The sequence below is a fragment of the Actinomyces denticolens genome, from assembly GCF_002072185.1.
In the GTDB taxonomy this organism is placed as follows: Bacteria; Actinomycetota; Actinomycetes; order Actinomycetales; family Actinomycetaceae; genus Actinomyces; species Actinomyces denticolens.
Window position 1 is genome coordinate 37,694 of the sequence record NZ_MVIW01000010.1, and the last position, 15,979, is coordinate 53,672.

The 15,979-nt window shown below is 70.7% G+C and carries 13 protein-coding genes; 10 read left to right on the top strand and 3 right to left on the bottom strand.

From position 1 onward, the window contains the following. Positions 1-272: 272 nt before the first annotated feature. Positions 273-1,268, bottom strand: a complete 996-nt coding sequence (rfbB, locus tag B1H55_RS04215) for a dTDP-glucose 4,6-dehydratase (protein WP_073451044.1) — start codon at positions 1,266-1,268, stop codon at positions 273-275. A gap of 331 nt (positions 1,269-1,599) precedes the next feature. Between rfbB and B1H55_RS04220 the strand changes: the two genes are divergently transcribed. From B1H55_RS04220 to B1H55_RS04245, 6 genes are all read left to right on the top strand, one after another. Next, on the top strand, positions 1,600-3,546 hold the full coding sequence (locus B1H55_RS04220; protein WP_077240225.1) for an N-acetylmuramoyl-L-alanine amidase: 1,947 nt from the start codon (positions 1,600-1,602) through the stop codon (positions 3,544-3,546). Between the two features lie 128 nt (positions 3,547-3,674). Then, a complete protein-coding gene (locus tag B1H55_RS04225; protein ID WP_073451046.1) occupies positions 3,675-4,508 on the top strand; it encodes an ABC transporter permease in 834 nt (277 codons plus the stop codon). A 1-nt stretch (position 4,509) separates the two neighbouring features. Then, positions 4,510-5,865, top strand: a complete 1,356-nt coding sequence (locus B1H55_RS04230; protein WP_073451047.1) for an ABC transporter ATP-binding protein — start codon at positions 4,510-4,512, stop codon at positions 5,863-5,865. After that, on the top strand, positions 5,862-6,101 hold the full coding sequence (locus B1H55_RS04235; protein WP_073451048.1) for a methyltransferase: 240 nt from the start codon (positions 5,862-5,864) through the stop codon (positions 6,099-6,101). The genes B1H55_RS04230 and B1H55_RS04235 overlap by 4 nt, the downstream gene beginning before the upstream one ends. Beyond that, complete coding sequence (locus tag B1H55_RS04240) at positions 6,098-6,964, top strand: rhamnan synthesis F family protein (protein WP_073451049.1); 867 nt, start codon at positions 6,098-6,100, stop codon at positions 6,962-6,964. The genes B1H55_RS04235 and B1H55_RS04240 overlap by 4 nt, the downstream gene beginning before the upstream one ends. 16 nt (positions 6,965-6,980) lie before the next feature. Beyond that, positions 6,981-9,044 carry a glycoside hydrolase family 99-like domain-containing protein gene (locus tag B1H55_RS04245; protein ID WP_172575583.1) on the top strand — a complete coding sequence of 688 codons (2,064 nt, stop codon included), beginning with the start codon at positions 6,981-6,983 and terminating at the stop codon, positions 9,042-9,044. Positions 9,045-9,121: 77 nt separating this feature from the next. Here the strand turns inward: B1H55_RS04245 and B1H55_RS04250 are convergent, their stop codons facing one another. Then, entirely contained in the window at positions 9,122-10,066 is a 945-nt protein-coding gene (locus tag B1H55_RS04250) for a glycosyltransferase family 2 protein (RefSeq protein ID WP_077240226.1), read from the bottom strand. Positions 10,067-10,263: 197 nt separating this feature from the next. On the opposite strand from B1H55_RS04250, the gene B1H55_RS04255 reads away from it, so the two are divergent. From B1H55_RS04255 to B1H55_RS04270, 4 genes are read left to right on the top strand one after another with little or no spacing between them, the layout of a single operon-like run. Then, positions 10,264-11,694 (top strand): sugar nucleotide-binding protein, encoded by a 1,431-nt coding sequence (locus B1H55_RS04255; RefSeq protein WP_077240253.1) that lies wholly within the window; start codon positions 10,264-10,266, stop codon positions 11,692-11,694. Between the two features lie 11 nt (positions 11,695-11,705). Beyond that, positions 11,706-13,502: a DUF2142 domain-containing protein gene (locus tag B1H55_RS04260; protein ID WP_158083321.1), complete on the top strand. Its 1,797-nt coding sequence runs from the start codon at positions 11,706-11,708 to the stop codon at positions 13,500-13,502. Then, the gene (locus B1H55_RS04265; protein ID WP_077240228.1) at positions 13,492-14,262 is read left to right on the top strand and encodes a glycosyltransferase family 2 protein; all 771 of its coding nucleotides are present in this window, start codon (positions 13,492-13,494) and stop codon (positions 14,260-14,262) included. The genes B1H55_RS04260 and B1H55_RS04265 overlap by 11 nt, the downstream gene beginning before the upstream one ends. Beyond that, on the top strand, positions 14,259-14,702 hold the full coding sequence (locus B1H55_RS04270; RefSeq protein WP_073451053.1) for a DUF2304 domain-containing protein: 444 nt from the start codon (positions 14,259-14,261) through the stop codon (positions 14,700-14,702). The genes B1H55_RS04265 and B1H55_RS04270 overlap by 4 nt, the downstream gene beginning before the upstream one ends. Here B1H55_RS04270 and B1H55_RS04275 read toward each other — a convergent pair. Beyond that, positions 14,690-15,799 (bottom strand): glycosyltransferase family 4 protein, encoded by a 1,110-nt coding sequence (locus B1H55_RS04275; RefSeq protein WP_073451054.1) that lies wholly within the window; start codon positions 15,797-15,799, stop codon positions 14,690-14,692. The genes B1H55_RS04270 and B1H55_RS04275 overlap by 13 nt on opposite strands. Positions 15,800-15,979 lie beyond the last annotated feature (180 nt).

The following is a 15,979-nucleotide window of genomic DNA, read 5'->3' on the forward strand; positions in this document are numbered from 1 at the left end:
GCGTGCTGAGGTGGCCTTTTGATGTAGGCGGGAATACCAGGTGGTTCGCGCAGAACGAGGCCGAGTTGCGAGGCTGACCGTTGTGCCTCTGCGAGTGCGGCCGGGGCGGTGCTCAGGGCGCCTGCGGCTGATCAGGGGGGAGTGGCCCGGGACTGACGTGGGCTTGTGCCACCGGACTGGCCCGACTGGGCGCCTGACGCTGTGAGGGTGGGCTCCCCGAGAAGGGGAGCCCACCCTCACGGGTTGGGGCGGTTGCGCGTCCTACCGGGGTCTCACTGACCCTGGGCGGCGTACTTGGCCTCGACCTCCGCCTTGAGCGGGCGCCACCAGGCCTCGTTGTCGCGGTACCAGTCGATGGTGGCCGCCAGGCCGGAGCGGAAGTCCGTGAACTTGGGCGCCCAGCCGAGCTCGGTCACCAGCTTGGTGTTGTCGATGGCGTAGCGCATGTCGTGGCCGGGGCGGTCGTTGACGTGCTCGTAGTCGTCGGTCTCGAAGCCCATCAGCTCCAGGATCAACTCGACGACCTCCTTGTTGTTCTTCTCGCCGTCGGCGCCGATGAGGTAGGTCTCGCCGATGACGCCCTTCTCGATGATGTCCCAGACGGCGTCGTTGTGGTCCAGGACGTGGATCCAATCGCGCACGTTCTCGCCGGCGCCGTAGAGCCTGGGGCGCACGCCGTCGATGAGGTTGGTGATCTGGCGGGGGATGAACTTCTCGATGTGCTGGTACGGCCCGTAGTTGTTCGAGCAGTTGGAGATCGTGGCCTCGATGCCGAAGGAGCGCACCCAGGCGCGCACGAGCAGGTCCGATCCCGCCTTCGACGACGAGTACGGGGAGGAGGGGTTGTAGGGCGTCTCCGGGGTGAACTTGGCCGGGTCGTCGAGCTCCAGGTCGCCGTAGACCTCGTCGGTGGAGACGTGGTGGAAGCGCGTCCCGTGGCGGCGAACGGCCTCCAGGAGGGTGAAGGTGCCCACCAGGTTGGTGCGGATGAAGGGGGAGGGGTCGTTGAGGGAGTTGTCGTTGTGCGACTCCGCGGCGAAGTGGACGACGACGTCCGCGTCCGCCACCAGTGGGTCCACCGTGTCCATGTCGGCGATATCGCCGACGACGAGCTCGACGCGGTCCGCCACATCCGCCAGGGAGCCCTTGTTCCCCGCGTAGGTGAGCTTGTCGAGGACGACGACGCGCGCGTCGGGGTAGCGGGAGAGGGTCTGGTGGACGAAATTGGCGCCGATGAAGCCGGCGCCACCGGTGATGAGGACGTTCATGAGGGACTCCGTGGTCGACACTGCTCGGCCAGCAGGCAAGAGGATGCGATGCCGTGAGAACGCCGAGTTCTTCCGCCCGCCATCATGCCACAGGCCCCGGGCGCGGCGCTTGGCGGGGCGGGGCCCGCGGCCCGTGGGGCGGGCGAGCGGTGCGCAGGCCGTCGGAGACGCGGAGGCGTCGTGGAACATTGCATTTCGATGAGCATCGCCAGGCTCACAGTGAAGAGGGGCACTGGGGGCGGGTAGGGTGTCGAGCTGATCCCAATAGTCTCATCCGCCCCAATCGTCACATCGGCACTATTGCGCCGGTGGCGCGACACGAGAGGACCCCATGCTCAGCCGCCGCTCCTTCGGGATGATGTCCACCCTGCCCCTGATCGCCCTCGGCCTCGCCAGTGAGTCCGCGGCGTCCACTGCGCCCGCGGCGGCCCGGACCCGCCCCCTCTCCCTTCCCACCGACGGCGCCCCCGCGAAGGTGCTGGAGCTGACCTCCGGCGATGGAGCCCTCAGTCCTCTCGCCCGGGCGGGCCTCAAGGCCTCGCCCGCCGCCACCTCCGCCGCCACCAGTGCGCCCGCCGCCTCCGGAGCCGGCATCGGAACGACCGGCCTCCCCCTGGCCGCTGCGGACCCGTCCTCCGGCGTCGACCCCGAGCGCGACGCCGCCATCCTGACCGAGCCGCTCGTCGTCGACGGCTTCGTGGTGGCCGGCTTCACCTGGAACGGCGGGGGCCTGCCCGACGGCGCGAGCGCCTACCTGCGCGTGCGCGAGGGCGGCGAGTGGTCCACCTGGCACCTCCTGGAGGTCGAGGGGGCCGAGGGCCGGGACTCGGGCCCCTCCCGACCCGTCGGCACCGAGCCCTTCGTCACCGGTGGCGCGGATGCGGTCCAGGCCGCCCTCGTCGTCGATGGCTCCCAGTCCATCCCCGCGGGCCTGCGCCTCCACCTCGTCCCCGACGCCCCCAGCGGCACCGAGGAGACCGTCGGGGCCTCCGGGCTCGAGTCCGTCACCGCGCCCGCCACCGCCGTGGACCGGGCCGCCACGGCCCGCCAGGCCGCCGACGCCGGCACCGTCGAGGCCCCCGTGCCCGTCGGGACGGGCACCGGGGGCGCCGGGGCGGGGGCCGCGCTGGCCGGCCTCGCCGGCGCGATCGCCGTGGACGGCCTTCCCTTCGCCGTCACCCCGCGCTCGGCCTGGGGGGCCTCCTCCAGCTCCGACTGGGAGGTGGAGTACGCCACGGCCAGGCACGTCGTCGTCCACCACACGGCGGGGACCAACAACTACACAGCCGCCCAGTCCATGGGCATCATCCAGGGCATCTACCACTACCACTCGGTCACGCTGGGCTGGGGGGACATCGGCTACAACTTCCTGGTCGACAAGTACGGCACCGTCTACGAGGGCCGCCTGGGCACCCTCGACTCCGCTCCCGGGACGATGTCCGTGGGCGGTCACGCCTACGGCGCCAACACCGGGACCATGGGCATCTCCATGATGGGCGACTACTCCGCCGTGGCCCCCACGCAGGCCCAGCTCGACCGCGTCGGGCGGATCGCCGGGTGGTTCCTCTCGCGCGGCGGGGTGACGGATGCGAGCGGCTGGGCGGACTTCACCATCCGCTCCTCCGAGAAGTACGTCGCCGGGCAGGTCGTCTCCCTGCCCCGCATCCTCGCCCACCGCGACGTCGGCCGCACCAGCTGCCCCGGCAACGTCGGCTACTCCCGCATGGACCAGATCCGCTCCATCGCCGCCTCCCAGATGGGCGCCCCGGCCCCCAGTCCCGGATGGGTGCGGGCCGGAAGCGCCTGGTACTACTACTCAGACGATTTGGAGCTCGTCACCGGCTGGCTCGAGCTGGGCTCCACCTGGTACTACCTCTCGCCCGGCTCCGGCCGCATGGCCACCGGTTGGATGTGGGACGGCAAGGCCTGGTACTACCTCGACCCCTCCAGCGGCGCCATGGCCACCGGCTGGAAGAAGGACGGCGGCCGCTGGTACTACCTGCACCCCACCGGCGCCATGCTCATGGGCTGGCAGAAGGTCGGCCCCGACTGGTACTACCTCGACCCCTCCAACGGCGCCATGGCCACCGGCTGGCGATTCATCAACGGGGGCTGGTACTACCTGGCGGAGGACTGGGGAGGCATGGCCACCGGCTGGCACCGCATCGGCGGCAGTTGGTACTACCTGCGCCCCGATGCCGGGTTCATGGTCACCGGCACGCAGAGCATCGACGGCACGACCTACCGCTTCGCGCCCTCCGGCGCCTGGATCGCCTGACCGCGCCCGCCGTAGCCGGATGCACAGGCCGGATTGCCCGCGCGGCAATCGCCCTGGTCTAAACTGAGGCACCGAGTCGCCTTCTCCCAGGGCGGCGGATTGTCACCCGGACCCGGATGAGTGAGGCCATGGCGGAGCATATCGACGTGAGGGCGCCCCTGACCCTCGGCCAGCAGGCGAGCCTCATCAACGCCTTCGGGCAGAGGGACCTCAAGGCCAAGTTCAACGGCACGCTGCTGGGATGGGTGTGGTCCCTCGTGGTCCCCCTGGCCACGCTGGGCATCTACGCCGTCATCTTCGGCGGCCTGTTCAGGATGCAGGCCCCCACCGTCGAGAACCGCACTGGCGGGATCGCGCTGTTCGCCCTGTGGCTCTTCGCCGGCCTGACCGTCTGGGGCTACTTCCAGAACTCGATCAACGCCGGCATCAACGGGCTCCTGTCCTCCGGCGGTCTGCTCCAGAAGGTCTACTTCCCCGCCTACGCGCCCGTGCTCGGCGCGGGTCTGGCCGTCGGCATCCAGAGCGCCATCGAGGTGGGCCTCCTCCTCGTGGTCCTGGCCCTCCTGGGCTTCCTGAACTGGTCGTGGCTGCTGATCCCGGCGCTCTTCGCGCTCGTCGTCGTCTTCGTCCAGGCGATCTCCGTCATCCTGTCCATCGGCAACGTCTACATGCGGGACCTGGCCCAGCTGGTCGGCGTCATCCTCCAGCTCATGTTCTACGCCACGCCGATCATCTACAACGTGGACATCGTCCCGCTGGAGCAGTGGGGCATCCCCCTGCGCTTCCTCGTCAGCCACATGCCGATCGCCGAGTACATCGAGCTCTTCCGCTCCCTGGCCTACTCCAGCCAGGTGGGCGCCTGGACGCACTGGGCCGCCTGCCTGGGGTGGGCCCTGCTGGCCTACGCCGGAGCACGCCTGGTGGTCCGCAAGTGGGGCGCCGATCTGGGGGAGATGATCTGAGATGAGGGCTGACATGATCGGGGCGGCCTCCGCGCCCACCGCTCCCGGGGACTCCGGGCCGGAGGAATACGCCATCGTCGTCGACCACGTCTCGAAGAGCTTCGAGATGCAAGCCGATCGCCGCTCCACCTTCAAGGAGCGCTTCGTGCGCGGGCGCGCCACCTCCGAGCAGCGCGTCTTCCACGCCCTGGACGACGTCTCCTTCAAGATCCGCAGGGGCACCACCTTCGGGCTCGTCGGCCACAACGGCTCGGGCAAGTCCACGATGCTCAAGCTCCTGGCCGGCGTCTACCGCCCCACGAGCGGCACCGTCACCGTCTCGGACAGCGTCGACGCCCTCCTCGAGCTCGGCGCCGGCTTCCACGGCGAGCTCACCGGCCGCGAGAACATCTTCCTCAACGGCGCCATCCTGGGGCGCAGCCGCAAGCAGATCGAGTCCACCATCGACTGGATCATCGACTTCGCCGACATCGGCGCCTTCATCGATCAGCCCGTCAAGGTCTACTCCTCGGGAATGACCGTGCGCCTGGGCTTCGCCGTCGCCGTGGCGATCCGGCCCAAGATCCTCATCGTCGACGAGATCATCGCCGTCGGCGACGAGGAGTTCCAGCGCAAGTGCTTCGAGTACATGCGCGACCTGCGCGACCACGGCACCACCATCGCGCTGGTCACCCACTCGCTGTCCCTGGCCAAGGAGATGTGCGACGAGGTCGTCTGGCTCGACCACGGCCGCGTCAAGATGATCGGCCCCGCCGACGAGGGCGTCTCGGCCTACATCGCCGCCGTCAACGCCAAGGAGGCGGAGAAGCGCGCCGCCGAGCAGACCGATGCCGAGCGGGAGGCGGACAAGGACTTCCGGCTCAACCAGGGCTCGGGGGAGTGCCGCATGACCGGCGTCGAGATCCTCGACGGCGAGGGCAACAAGGTCCCCTTCCTCACCACCGGCAAACCCGCCACCCTGCGCGTCCACGTCCACGCCCGCAAGGACCTGCACGACGTCGAACTCGGCCTGGCCTTCATCACCGACGGCGGGGTCATGATCTCCGGTCCCAACTCCCGCCATGCCGGGCACCTCTACAACTTGAGTGCGGGCGAGGACGGCTTCGTCGACTACGCGATGGACCCCGTGGTCCTCCACCCCGGCCGCCTGTGGCTGACCACCTGCTTCCTGCGCGATGGCGCCACCTACGATTACTCCGACCGCCAGACCGAGCTCCTCATCCACGAGGGCAGGGTCATTGACGAGCCGGGCCTGATCACCATGCCCGAGGGGCGCTGGAGCCCCGCCCTGAGCGTCGATGCGACGGGGGCGCCCCGGGCCGAGCACTCCGAGCCCTTGAACGAGGAGGACCGATGACCGCCAGTCAGGATGACGAGATCCGCCGCCTGCGGGCCGCCCTGCGCCACGCGCACGCCGAGGCCGGGGAGCTTCACGCTGAGATCCAGCGCCTGGAGAAGGAGCAGCGCATCATGCAGCGCAAGCTCGACGGCGCCTGGGAGCAGCTCAGCGACATCCGCCACTCCACGTCCTGGCACCTCACCGCCCCGGTCAGGCTCGTCAAGTCGGCCGTCCGCATGAGGCTGCCCCGGTGAGCCGCCTCCTGGGGCGGCTCCAGCGCGCCCAGCGCAGCCGGGCCCTCCACGAGGGCCCGCGCGTCGTCGACGTCACCCGGGGCCGGATCCGCGTCGAGCGCGGGGAGAGGAGCACCGTCGACGCCGCCGAGCGCGTCGCCGTCGTCGCCCAGTACTCCGCCACCCCGGACCAGCCGCTCTCCCTGAGCCGCTACCTGGCCGCGCTGGACGCCTCCGACTACGCCACCGTCGTCGTGTCGACCTGCGAGAGCCCCGAGCCCCTCGAGTTCCCGCACGGCATCCCCGAGCGGACCATCATCATCCGCCGTCCCAACCTCGGCTACGACTTCGGCTCCTGGACCACCGGGCTGGGCTGGATCCCGGGCGTGCGCTCCAAGCCCGTCGTCCTGCTGACCAACGACTCCATGCTCGGGCCCTTCGCCCCCATCGACGGCCTCCTGGAGTGGGCGGCCGAGCCCCCGGGCCCCGACATCCGCTGCCTGACGACCTCCCACCAGTTCGGCAGGCACATGCAGAGTTACTTCCTGTCCTTCCGGGGAGGGATCCTCGCCGAGCCGGCCTGGGTGCGCTTCTTCGACGGCATCCGCGTCCAGCCGACGAAGGAGGACGTCGTCATGGCCTATGAGCTGGGCCTGTCCAGGCTCGCCTTCTCCGAGGCCTACTCCATCGACGAGTGGGTGACCGGTCCCGATATCGGGGCCGGCTATGAGAACCCCACGATCCGCGCCTGGCAGGGGATCATCACCTCGGGCGCCCCCTTCCTCAAGCGCACGATCCTGACCCATCCGGATCTGACCGCTGAGGCGGCCGCCAGCGCCGAGTACCTGCAGCGCCTGTACAACATCGATATCCACCAGTGGTGAGCAAGAGGCACGAGACATGACCCGCATCTCCAAGCACGGCGCCGCCCGCCGCGCCACCTACTTCGCGGCCCGCGGACGCAACGCCGCCGCCAACCTCATCGCCACCGGCTCGGTGCGCGGCTACCGGCCCAAGCACCCCGCGGACTTCGCCGCTTTCGTCGACCGCCTCGGCGGGCGCCAGGACTCCGGCTTCCCGGACAAGTGGCGCGTGGATCCCGCCTTCCGCGTCGAGTCGCCGGCCCGCATCGCCGTCGTCATCCACTGCTTCTACCCCGAGCTCATGGACGAGCTCTTCACGCACCTGCGCCTCATGCCGGTCGACTTCGACCTGTTCATCACCAACGCCTCCGGCAGGGGGATCCGGGTCCCGGACGACCTGCCCCACCTGGGGACCAGCGTCGTCGTCGAGGTGGACAATCACGGCCGCGACATCCTGCCGACCGTCAACCTGGTCAACTCCGGGATCCTCGACCCCTACGACCTCATCCTCAAGATGCACACCAAGCGCAGCCCCTGGCGCGAGGAGCACGCCGAGCTCGCCGGCAGCGGCGAGACCTGGAAGCAGCAGTTCCTGGACGACCTCGCGGGCTCGCGGGAGACGATCGAGGGCATCCTCGCCGCCTTCGCCGCCGATCCCGCCCTGGGCGTGCTCACCGCCACCGACTCCATCGTCGGCAAGCAGTTCTGGGGAGGGGACCAGCGCATCGTGGAGCAGCTCCTGCGGCGCCTCGAGCTGAGGATCGATCCCGACGAGCTCGAGTTCGCCTCCGGTTCCATGTACTGGTGCCGCGGCCTGGTGCTCCAGGGCCTGCGCGCCCTCAACCTCCAGGCGGCCGACTTCGACCCCGAGGCCGGCCAGGTGGACGGCACCACCGCGCACGCCGTCGAGAGGATCGTCGGCATCGTCACCAAGGAGGCCGGGCTGCGCACCGTGGAGCCCGAGTCGATCCAGGAGCTCCTCGCCGCCCCGGGCACCGACCGGCAGGGCTGGCGCCGCTTCGACCGCGACGCCGAGCGCGTCCCGGCCGCCACCGTCATCCCCTTCTACCTGCCCCAGTTCCACGACTCCCCGCAGAACAACGTGTGGTGGGGCAAGGGCTTCACCGAGTGGTCCAACGTCGTGGGCGCCGTGCCCGCGTGGCGCGGCCACTACCAGCCCAAGCAGCCCACGGAGCTGGGCTACTACGACCTGGAGATGGACTCCGTGCGCGCCGCCCAGGCCGAACTGGCCGGTGCCCACGGTCTGGCCGGCTTCATGTACTACTACTACTGGTTCTCCGGTGAGCGGATCCTCAACCGCCCCATCGAGAAGCTGCGGGCCTCGGACCTCGATTTCCCGTACTGCATCATGTGGGCCAACGAGAACTGGACGCGCCGCTGGGACGGCCGCAGCCAGGACATCCTCATCGGCCAGGACTACGACAAGGTCCCCGCCGAGGACTTCATCGACGACGTCATGGAGTTCCTCCTCGACCCCCGCTACATGCGCGTGGACGGCAAGGCGCTCATCGCCGTCTACCGACCCGCCCAGATGGAGAACTTCTCGCAGGTCGTGGCCGCCTGGCGCGAGCGCGCCCGGGCCGCGGGCGTCGGCGAGCTCCACGTCATCGCCGTGTCCGTGGCCAAGGAGTTCGACGGCGTCGGCGAGGACTACCGCGCCAATGGGCTCGACGGCACCCTGGAGTTCGCCCCCCACAACCTGCCGTGGATCGCCGGCCCGGCTCTCGACGTCGGCCTGGACAAGCGCTGGCGCGGCAACTTCATGAGCTACCAGGCCACCCTCAAGGCCTCCCTGCGCAACGCGGTGCGCCTGACGGAGCACGAGTACCCCGGCGCCATGGTCACCTTCGACAACACCGCCCGCCGGCAGTGGAAGGCGGACGCCTGGTACGGCTCCAACCCCTACAGCTTCCACCGCTGGGTGGCGGGCCTCATCCGGGCCGTCGCCGGGCGGGAGGAGGCCGACCGCCTGGTGTTCATCAACGCCTGGAACGAGTGGGCCGAGTCCGCCGTCCTGGAGCCCACCACGCGCTACGGGCGCACCTACCTCCTGGCCCTGCGTCAGGCCATCTGGAGCTGAGGCGCTGAGCCCCGCGGACCGGTCTCGGTGGCGTTTTCGACCGGTTTCGATGGCGTTTTCGACCGGTCTCGCGGGGATCAGCGGTCGGGGTGGCGGGAGGCGTAGGGGCCCAGGCGGCGGCGCAGACCATCGGCCAGGCCCCGTCGCAGCATCCGGTGGCGCTCGGCGCGCCGATCCGGCAGGGCGGCATTGAACAGCGCGTACTTCGCCGCCCAGTAGGAGTAGCGGACGCGCCAGCGCGCCGGCAGCGGCGAGCCGCGGCCCACCAGCGCGAGCGTGTTGCGCAGGATGTAGTAGTTGCGGATCGGGGCGTGCATGTGGATCGGCTGCTCACGCCCCGGCAGGCGCACCACCTCGTCGCCCAGCGAGTGGGCGAGCCGGGCCGCCGGCACCGCGACCAGCCGCCATCCCGCGCGCCGGGCCCGCACCCCCCACTCCAGGTCCACATGATCGATGAACAGGTCCTCGCGCATCGGCCCGATCTCCTCCAGGGCGCTCATGCGCACGAGGCAGCCCGAGGCGATGAGGAAGGCGACATCCAGCCTCGGCCGGGACAACTCGGCCCTGGTGGCGCGCTTGGGGCTCCAGCCCCGGTCCACGTAGACGAGCTCATCGGCGCCCTCGCGCTCCTCGGTCGGCAGCGGCCCGACGGCGGCGATCCGCGCATCCTCCCCGATCGCCTCGAGCAGCTGGGCCACCATGGTCGGCGAGGGGATCGAGTCCTGGTCCGACAGCAGCACGTACCGGGCGCCCTGATCCCGGGCAGCGGCGATGCCCCGGTTCTGCGCGGCGGCGATCCCGAGGTTCTCGCCCAACTCGATGAGCCTGGCGCCATGGGCCGCGCAGGCCTCGCGCGCCCGCTCCAGCCCAGGAGCGGCTGATCCGTTATCAACCACGACAACGGCTTCGCACTGGGGGGTGAGCGCCTCCAGGAGGCCGCCCAGGGGGCCGGGCTCATAGGTGACGACGACGGCGATGGTCGTCGTGGCGCTGTTCACGGGACTGATCCCGGGCTCGTTCATGGGCTCTCCCAAGGCGGTCCGCGTGGCGCGGGGGTGGACCTGGCGGTGCCACTCTAATGCGCTGCTGCCGCGCCCCGGGCCCGGGCTGGTAGCGGCGATCACGGTGCCCGCCGCCCCGTGCGGAGGATAGACTCGGTCCGATCCCAATCAGTGCCCGGTACGTGCTGGGCGCAACGAGGAACGAGGACTACCAGCCCATGACCACCACTGCGAAGCCCCTCGGTGTCGAGACCACCCCCATCCCCGGCTTCCTTCGGATCGATCTGACCGTGCATGGGGACAACCGGGGCTGGTTCAAGGAGAACTGGCAGCGCGAGAAGATGGTGGCGCTCGGCCTGCCCGACTTCGGCCCGGTGCAGAACAACATCTCCTTCAACGACGAGGCCGGGGTGACCCGCGGCATCCACGCGGAGCCCTGGGACAAGTACGTCTCCGTGGCCACCGGGCGCGTCTTCGGCGCCTGGGTGGACCTGCGCGAGGGCCCCAGCTTCGGGACCGTCTACACCTGTGAGATCGACCCCTCTGTCGCCGTCTTCGTGCCCCGCGGGGTGGGCAACGCCTATCAGACCCTCGAGCCGAACACGGCCTACACCTATCTCGTCAACGATCACTGGTCGCCCGACGCCCAGTACACCTTCCTCAACCTCGCCGACGAGACCGTCGCCGTGCCCTGGCCCATCCCCCTCGACGACGCCGTCCTGTCCGACAAGGACAGGGCCCACCCGCGCCTGGCCGACGTCACCCCCTTCCCCGCCGTCGACCAGTCCGCCGCCCCGGGGCGCCGGGTGCTCGTCACCGGCGCCAACGGCCAGCTCGGCCGCGAGCTCATGAGCCGGCTCGCCGACGCCGGCTATGCGGCCACCGGCGTGGACCTGCCCGAGTTCGACATCTCCGACGCCGCCGCCATGGACGCGCTCGACTGGTCCGCCTACGACATCATCATCAACGCCGCCGCGTGGACGAACGTCGACGGCGCCGAGACCCCCGAGGGCCGGCCCGCCGCCTGGCGCGCCAACGCCACCGGACCGGCCAACCTCGCCCGCGCCGCCACCGGGCACGGCCTCGTCCTCGTCCACATCTCGAGCGAGTACACCTTCGACGGCGCCACCGAGCCCCACACCGAGGATGAGCCCCCCAGCCCGTTGGGCGTGTACGGGCAGTCCAAGGCCGGCGGGGACGCCGCCGTCGTCGCCGTCCCGAGTCACTACCTCGTGCGCACCAGCTGGGTGGTGGGTGATGGGAAGAACTTCGTGCGCACCATGGCCTCGCTGGCCGAGCGCGGCATCGCCCCCAAGGTGGTCGACGATCAGACCGGCCGCCTCACCTTCACCACGGACCTGGCCGCCGGCATCATCCACCTGCTGTCCTCCTCCGCCCCCTACGGCACCTACAACCTCTCCGGCGAGGGGCCCGTGGTCTCCTGGGCGGACGTGGCCAAGCGCGTCTACGAGCGCCTCGGCCATGACCCCGCGGAGGTCACTCCCATCACCACCGAGGAGTACTTCGCGGGCCAGGACGTCGCCCCCCGGCCCCTGAAGTCAGCTCTGGACCTCACCCGGATCAAGGCCACCGGCTTCACCCCCGGCGACTCGATGGAGCGCCTCGACGCCTACATCGCGGGCCTATGAGGCACGGCACCATGAGGGACCGCGAGGACTCCCCTCCCTCAGCCGCTGCGGCCGCCCAGCCCAGTGAAGCCCTCGACCTCCCCGATTCCCCCGAGCGGAGCGGCTCCCCGGCGGCCGCGCCCGCCCGCGGGCGCCTCGCCTGGATGGACCGGCCCCTCACCCGCTGGATCCTCGGCGCCCTCATGGCCCTCAGCGTGCTCGGCACCGGCCTCGGCTGGGCGCTGGCCTCACCGGTCGGCGGCTCCCCGGACGACGACTACCACCTGGGCTCCATCTGGTGCCCCCCGCCCGTGGAATCCTCGGGCTGCGGGACCAAGGTCATTAACAATGAGGTCCAGGTCTACGTCCCCGAGACCGTCTCGCAGCGGACCTCCTGCTTCGCCTACCCCGACGGCGACGGGACGATGCGCTGCAAGGGCGCCCTGTCCGACGACGAGTACACGTACTCGCGCCGCTACGACGCGGGCAACTACCCGGGCGGCTACTACTGGTTCCACCACCTGTTCGTCAGCGACGACGTCACCGGCTCCGTGCTCATCATGCGCGGGGTCAACATCCTCATCGCGATGGTGCTGCTCGGCTCCATCGGCTGCCTCCTGCCGTCGCGCTACAGGGAGAGCCTCGTCCTGGCCGTCCTCGTGGGGTGGATGCCCATGGGGCTCTACTTCGTGGCCTCGAACAACCCCACCTCCTGGGCCGTATCGGGCACCCTGGCGTACGCCGCGGCCCTCTTCGGCGCGCTGCGCGTGGAGGGGAGGCGCCGCTGGGCGCTCCTCGGGCTCGCGGCGATCGGAGTGCTCCTCTCGTGCTCCGCGCGCGGGGATTCGGCCTTCTTCGTGCTCGTCATCTCTCTCGCCGTGCTCGTCGGCGCCCCATGGACGAGGAGGATCCTCCCGGAGGCCTGCCTCGCCCTGGTCGCCAGCGCCATCGGCGTGTGGATCATGCGATCCACCGGCCAGGCCAGCGCGCTCGGCTCCGTCTCCTCCCCGGAGGAGACCGCCCCCTTGATGAAGCGCCTGAACTCCCTGGTCACCTCCCTTCCCGAGTACTTCGCGGGGTTCTACGGGCAGCGCTGGGGCGCGGGCTGGTTCGACGTCCCCCTCGACGGCGCCCCGTCGAGCATCGCCATCGGCCTGGCCGCCGTCTGCCTTTTCGTCGGCTCCCGGAGAGTGGGGTGGCGCAAGGCGCTGAGCACCCTCATCGTCTTCGGCGCCATCGCCGGGATCCCCCTGGTCATCTCCCTGCAGGCCGGCTACTCGAGGGTCTACCAGTACCAGCCCCGCTACATGCTGCCGCTCCTGGCGATCCTGCTCTTCCTCTGGCTCGCGATGTCGGTCAAGGGCAGGCACGTGGCCGGCATGCAGGTCTGGTTCATCGGGATCAGCTCGGTGATCGTCAACGCCTACGCGCTGCGGCGGGTCATGGAGCGCTACACGCATGGGCGCCTCGACCTCGACCACCCCGTCTACAGCCTCGATCTCTTCCTGCGATGGTGGTGGTCCGACTTCCCGCTCACCCCGGAGTACACCTGGCGGACGCTCGTCCTCGTCTACGCCGTCGCCATCGCCTCGATGTCCCTCCTGGTGTGGCGCCGCCCCGCGCGGGCCATCGCCGAGCCGCCCGCCCCCGCGATCGCCCCGCCCGCCGCCGGCCGGGCCGAGCCGGAGCGCCAGGAGCCGGCCGAGGCGTTCGTGAGCCGGAGGTCGCCGGGGCGGCACGCGCGCGTCCAGGCTGACCAGCAGGAGACCACGGCCCCGGGGGGCCCCGCCGCCCCCGCCGCCGACGCCGAGGGCTCCCATGAGCGCTGAGCGCCGACACGACCTCCTCGTCATCATCCCTGCCTGGAATGAGGAGATCGCCCTGCCGGGAGTGATCGCCGAGGTCCAGTCGAAACTCGGCGGCATCGCCGATATCGTCGTCGTCTCGGACGGCTCGACGGATCGCACGGCCGCGCTCGCCCGCAGCGCCGGGGTGACGGTCCTCGATCTGCCCATCAACCTGGGGGTCGGCGGCGCCATGCGGGCCGGCTTCGTCTACGCCGCGCGCTACGGCTACTCCCATGCGGTTCAGCTCGACGCCGATGGCCAGCACGATCCCTCGGAGATCCCCGTGATGCTCGAATGCGCGAGCGCCACGGGGGCGGACCTCGTCATCGGCGCGCGCTTCGCGGGCAAGGGCGACTACTCGGTGCGCGGTCCCCGCCATTGGGCGATGAAGACGCTCTCCGCGATCCTCTCCCGCGTCAGCGGGACCCGCCTGACGGACACCACCAGCGGCTTCAAGCTCTACAACAGCCGGGCCCTGGCGGTCTTCTCCCACGACTATCCCGCAGAGTACCTGGGCGACACCATCGAGGCGCTCGTCGTCGCCAAGCGATCCGGTCTGAGGGTCCGCCAGGTCGCCGTGCGGATGCGCCCCCGCGCGGGCGGCGAGCCCTCCCACAACCCGCTCAAGGCCGCGCGCTTCCTCCTGCGGGCCTTCCTCGCCCTGGGGATCGCGCTCAGCCGTCCCAACCGGGCCGCCCCCAACGCCGTCCCCCCATCGGAGGACCAGGAGGGACAACGATGAGCTCCACCTACATCCTCGGCATCATCTTCGCGATGATCGTGCTGGTCTCCATCTTCCTGCGCATGCGCAACTCCGGGATGAAGGAGGCGTACTCGACGTGGTGGATCATCATCTCCATCGGGTGCGTCGTCTTCGCCCTCATCCCCGGCGGCCTGCGCGCGGTGTCCAGCCGGCTGGGCGTCGAGGTGCCGCTCAACCTGGGCTTCTTCGTCGCGGGGATCATCCTCCTGCTGCTCTCCCTGCGCTTCAGCGTGGACCTGTCCCATAACGCCGAGGATCGGCGGCGCCTCGCCGAGGAGATCGCCATCCTGCGCGCCGAGGTCGACAGGCTCACCGCCCGGATCGATGAGGCGGGGATCGCCGCGCCGGCCCCGGGCGCCGGGAGCACTGCGCCCACGAGCCCCGCGGACGGCGAGGGGCCGGACTCTCAGGCCCGGTGATCGCGCAGGACCTCGGCGAGGATATCCGCGTACTGGCGTGAGCGCACGGGCCAGGTCCACTGCTCGATGAGACCGGCGGGGGCCGGGGCCGGTGGGGCGGCGAGCATCGTCGCCAGGGCATCGGTGAGGCTCTCGGCGCTGCGCTCCCCCGTGATCACGACGGGAGCCCCCTCATCGGCCAGGATCCGGGCGCCGGGAACCTCATAGGTCACCACGCGGCCGCTCTCGGCGATCGCCTCCAGCAGCGTGGTCTGGAAGCCCTCGGAGAGCACTGTCGGGTTGACGAGGGTTGCCCCGGCCAGCGCCCGGCGCACCTGGCTGGGCGGCACGCGGCCCGGGATCGACACGGTGTCATCGATGCCCAGCTCGCGGGCCATCGCCCGGGCCGCCTCCAGCTCGGCGCCCGCGCCCAGCAGCTCGCCGTCGACGTCGATGCCGCGCCCGCGCAGGGCGGCGACGGAGGACAGGAAGGCGTCCCAGCCCTTGCCGGCCACGACCCTCCCGACGAACACGAGGTGGCCCGGCCTGTCCGCGGGCGCGGGACGGGGCTCGGGCGCGGGGATGGCGTTGTGGAAGACCTCGGCGCCGACCCCGCCCAGGCGCTCGACGAAGGCGGCCGACTGCGCGGAGATCGCCAGTACTCGATCGGCGTGGCGCAGCACGTAGCGGCCCATCGTCAGGTCGACCGCCCGCGAGCCCGCGAAGATGATGGGGGAGGGGGTGGCCACGAATCCCGAGCCGTGCTCGGTGTGGATCACCGGGAGCCCGGCCATGCGCGCCGCTCGCAATCCGACGAGGCTCATGGGGAAGAAGCGCGTGTGCGTGCCCACGATGTCGATCCGGTTCTCGCGCAGGAACCGGGCGATGCGCCTCGTCGTGCCCACGCGCGGGAAGCTGATGACCTCCGCGATGGGGAGGTAGCCGCGCCCCGTGAGGACCCGCACGCCGTCGTCATCGCGGAGCCCGGGGCTCTCCGAGAGGGTGAGCACCCACACCTCGTGCCCCAGATCGCGCAGGCCCTGGGCCAAGGAGGAGACGTGGTTCTCGAGGCCGCCCAGGTGGGGCGGGTAGGTGTTGATGACCAGGGCGAGTCTCATGCGGGCTTCCATCGGTGGGACACGGGCGGCGAAGGTATGCCTTAGAAGGAATGCTCTCACACGCGGGGCCATCGATGGTGCAGCTCCGGGGCGGGTGCGCCCGGGCGGCCCCGGGGGCGGGGAGGGAGCGGGTAGCATCGGCGGCGCGCCCACCTCCGCGACCGGGGCGCCCGCCCCGCT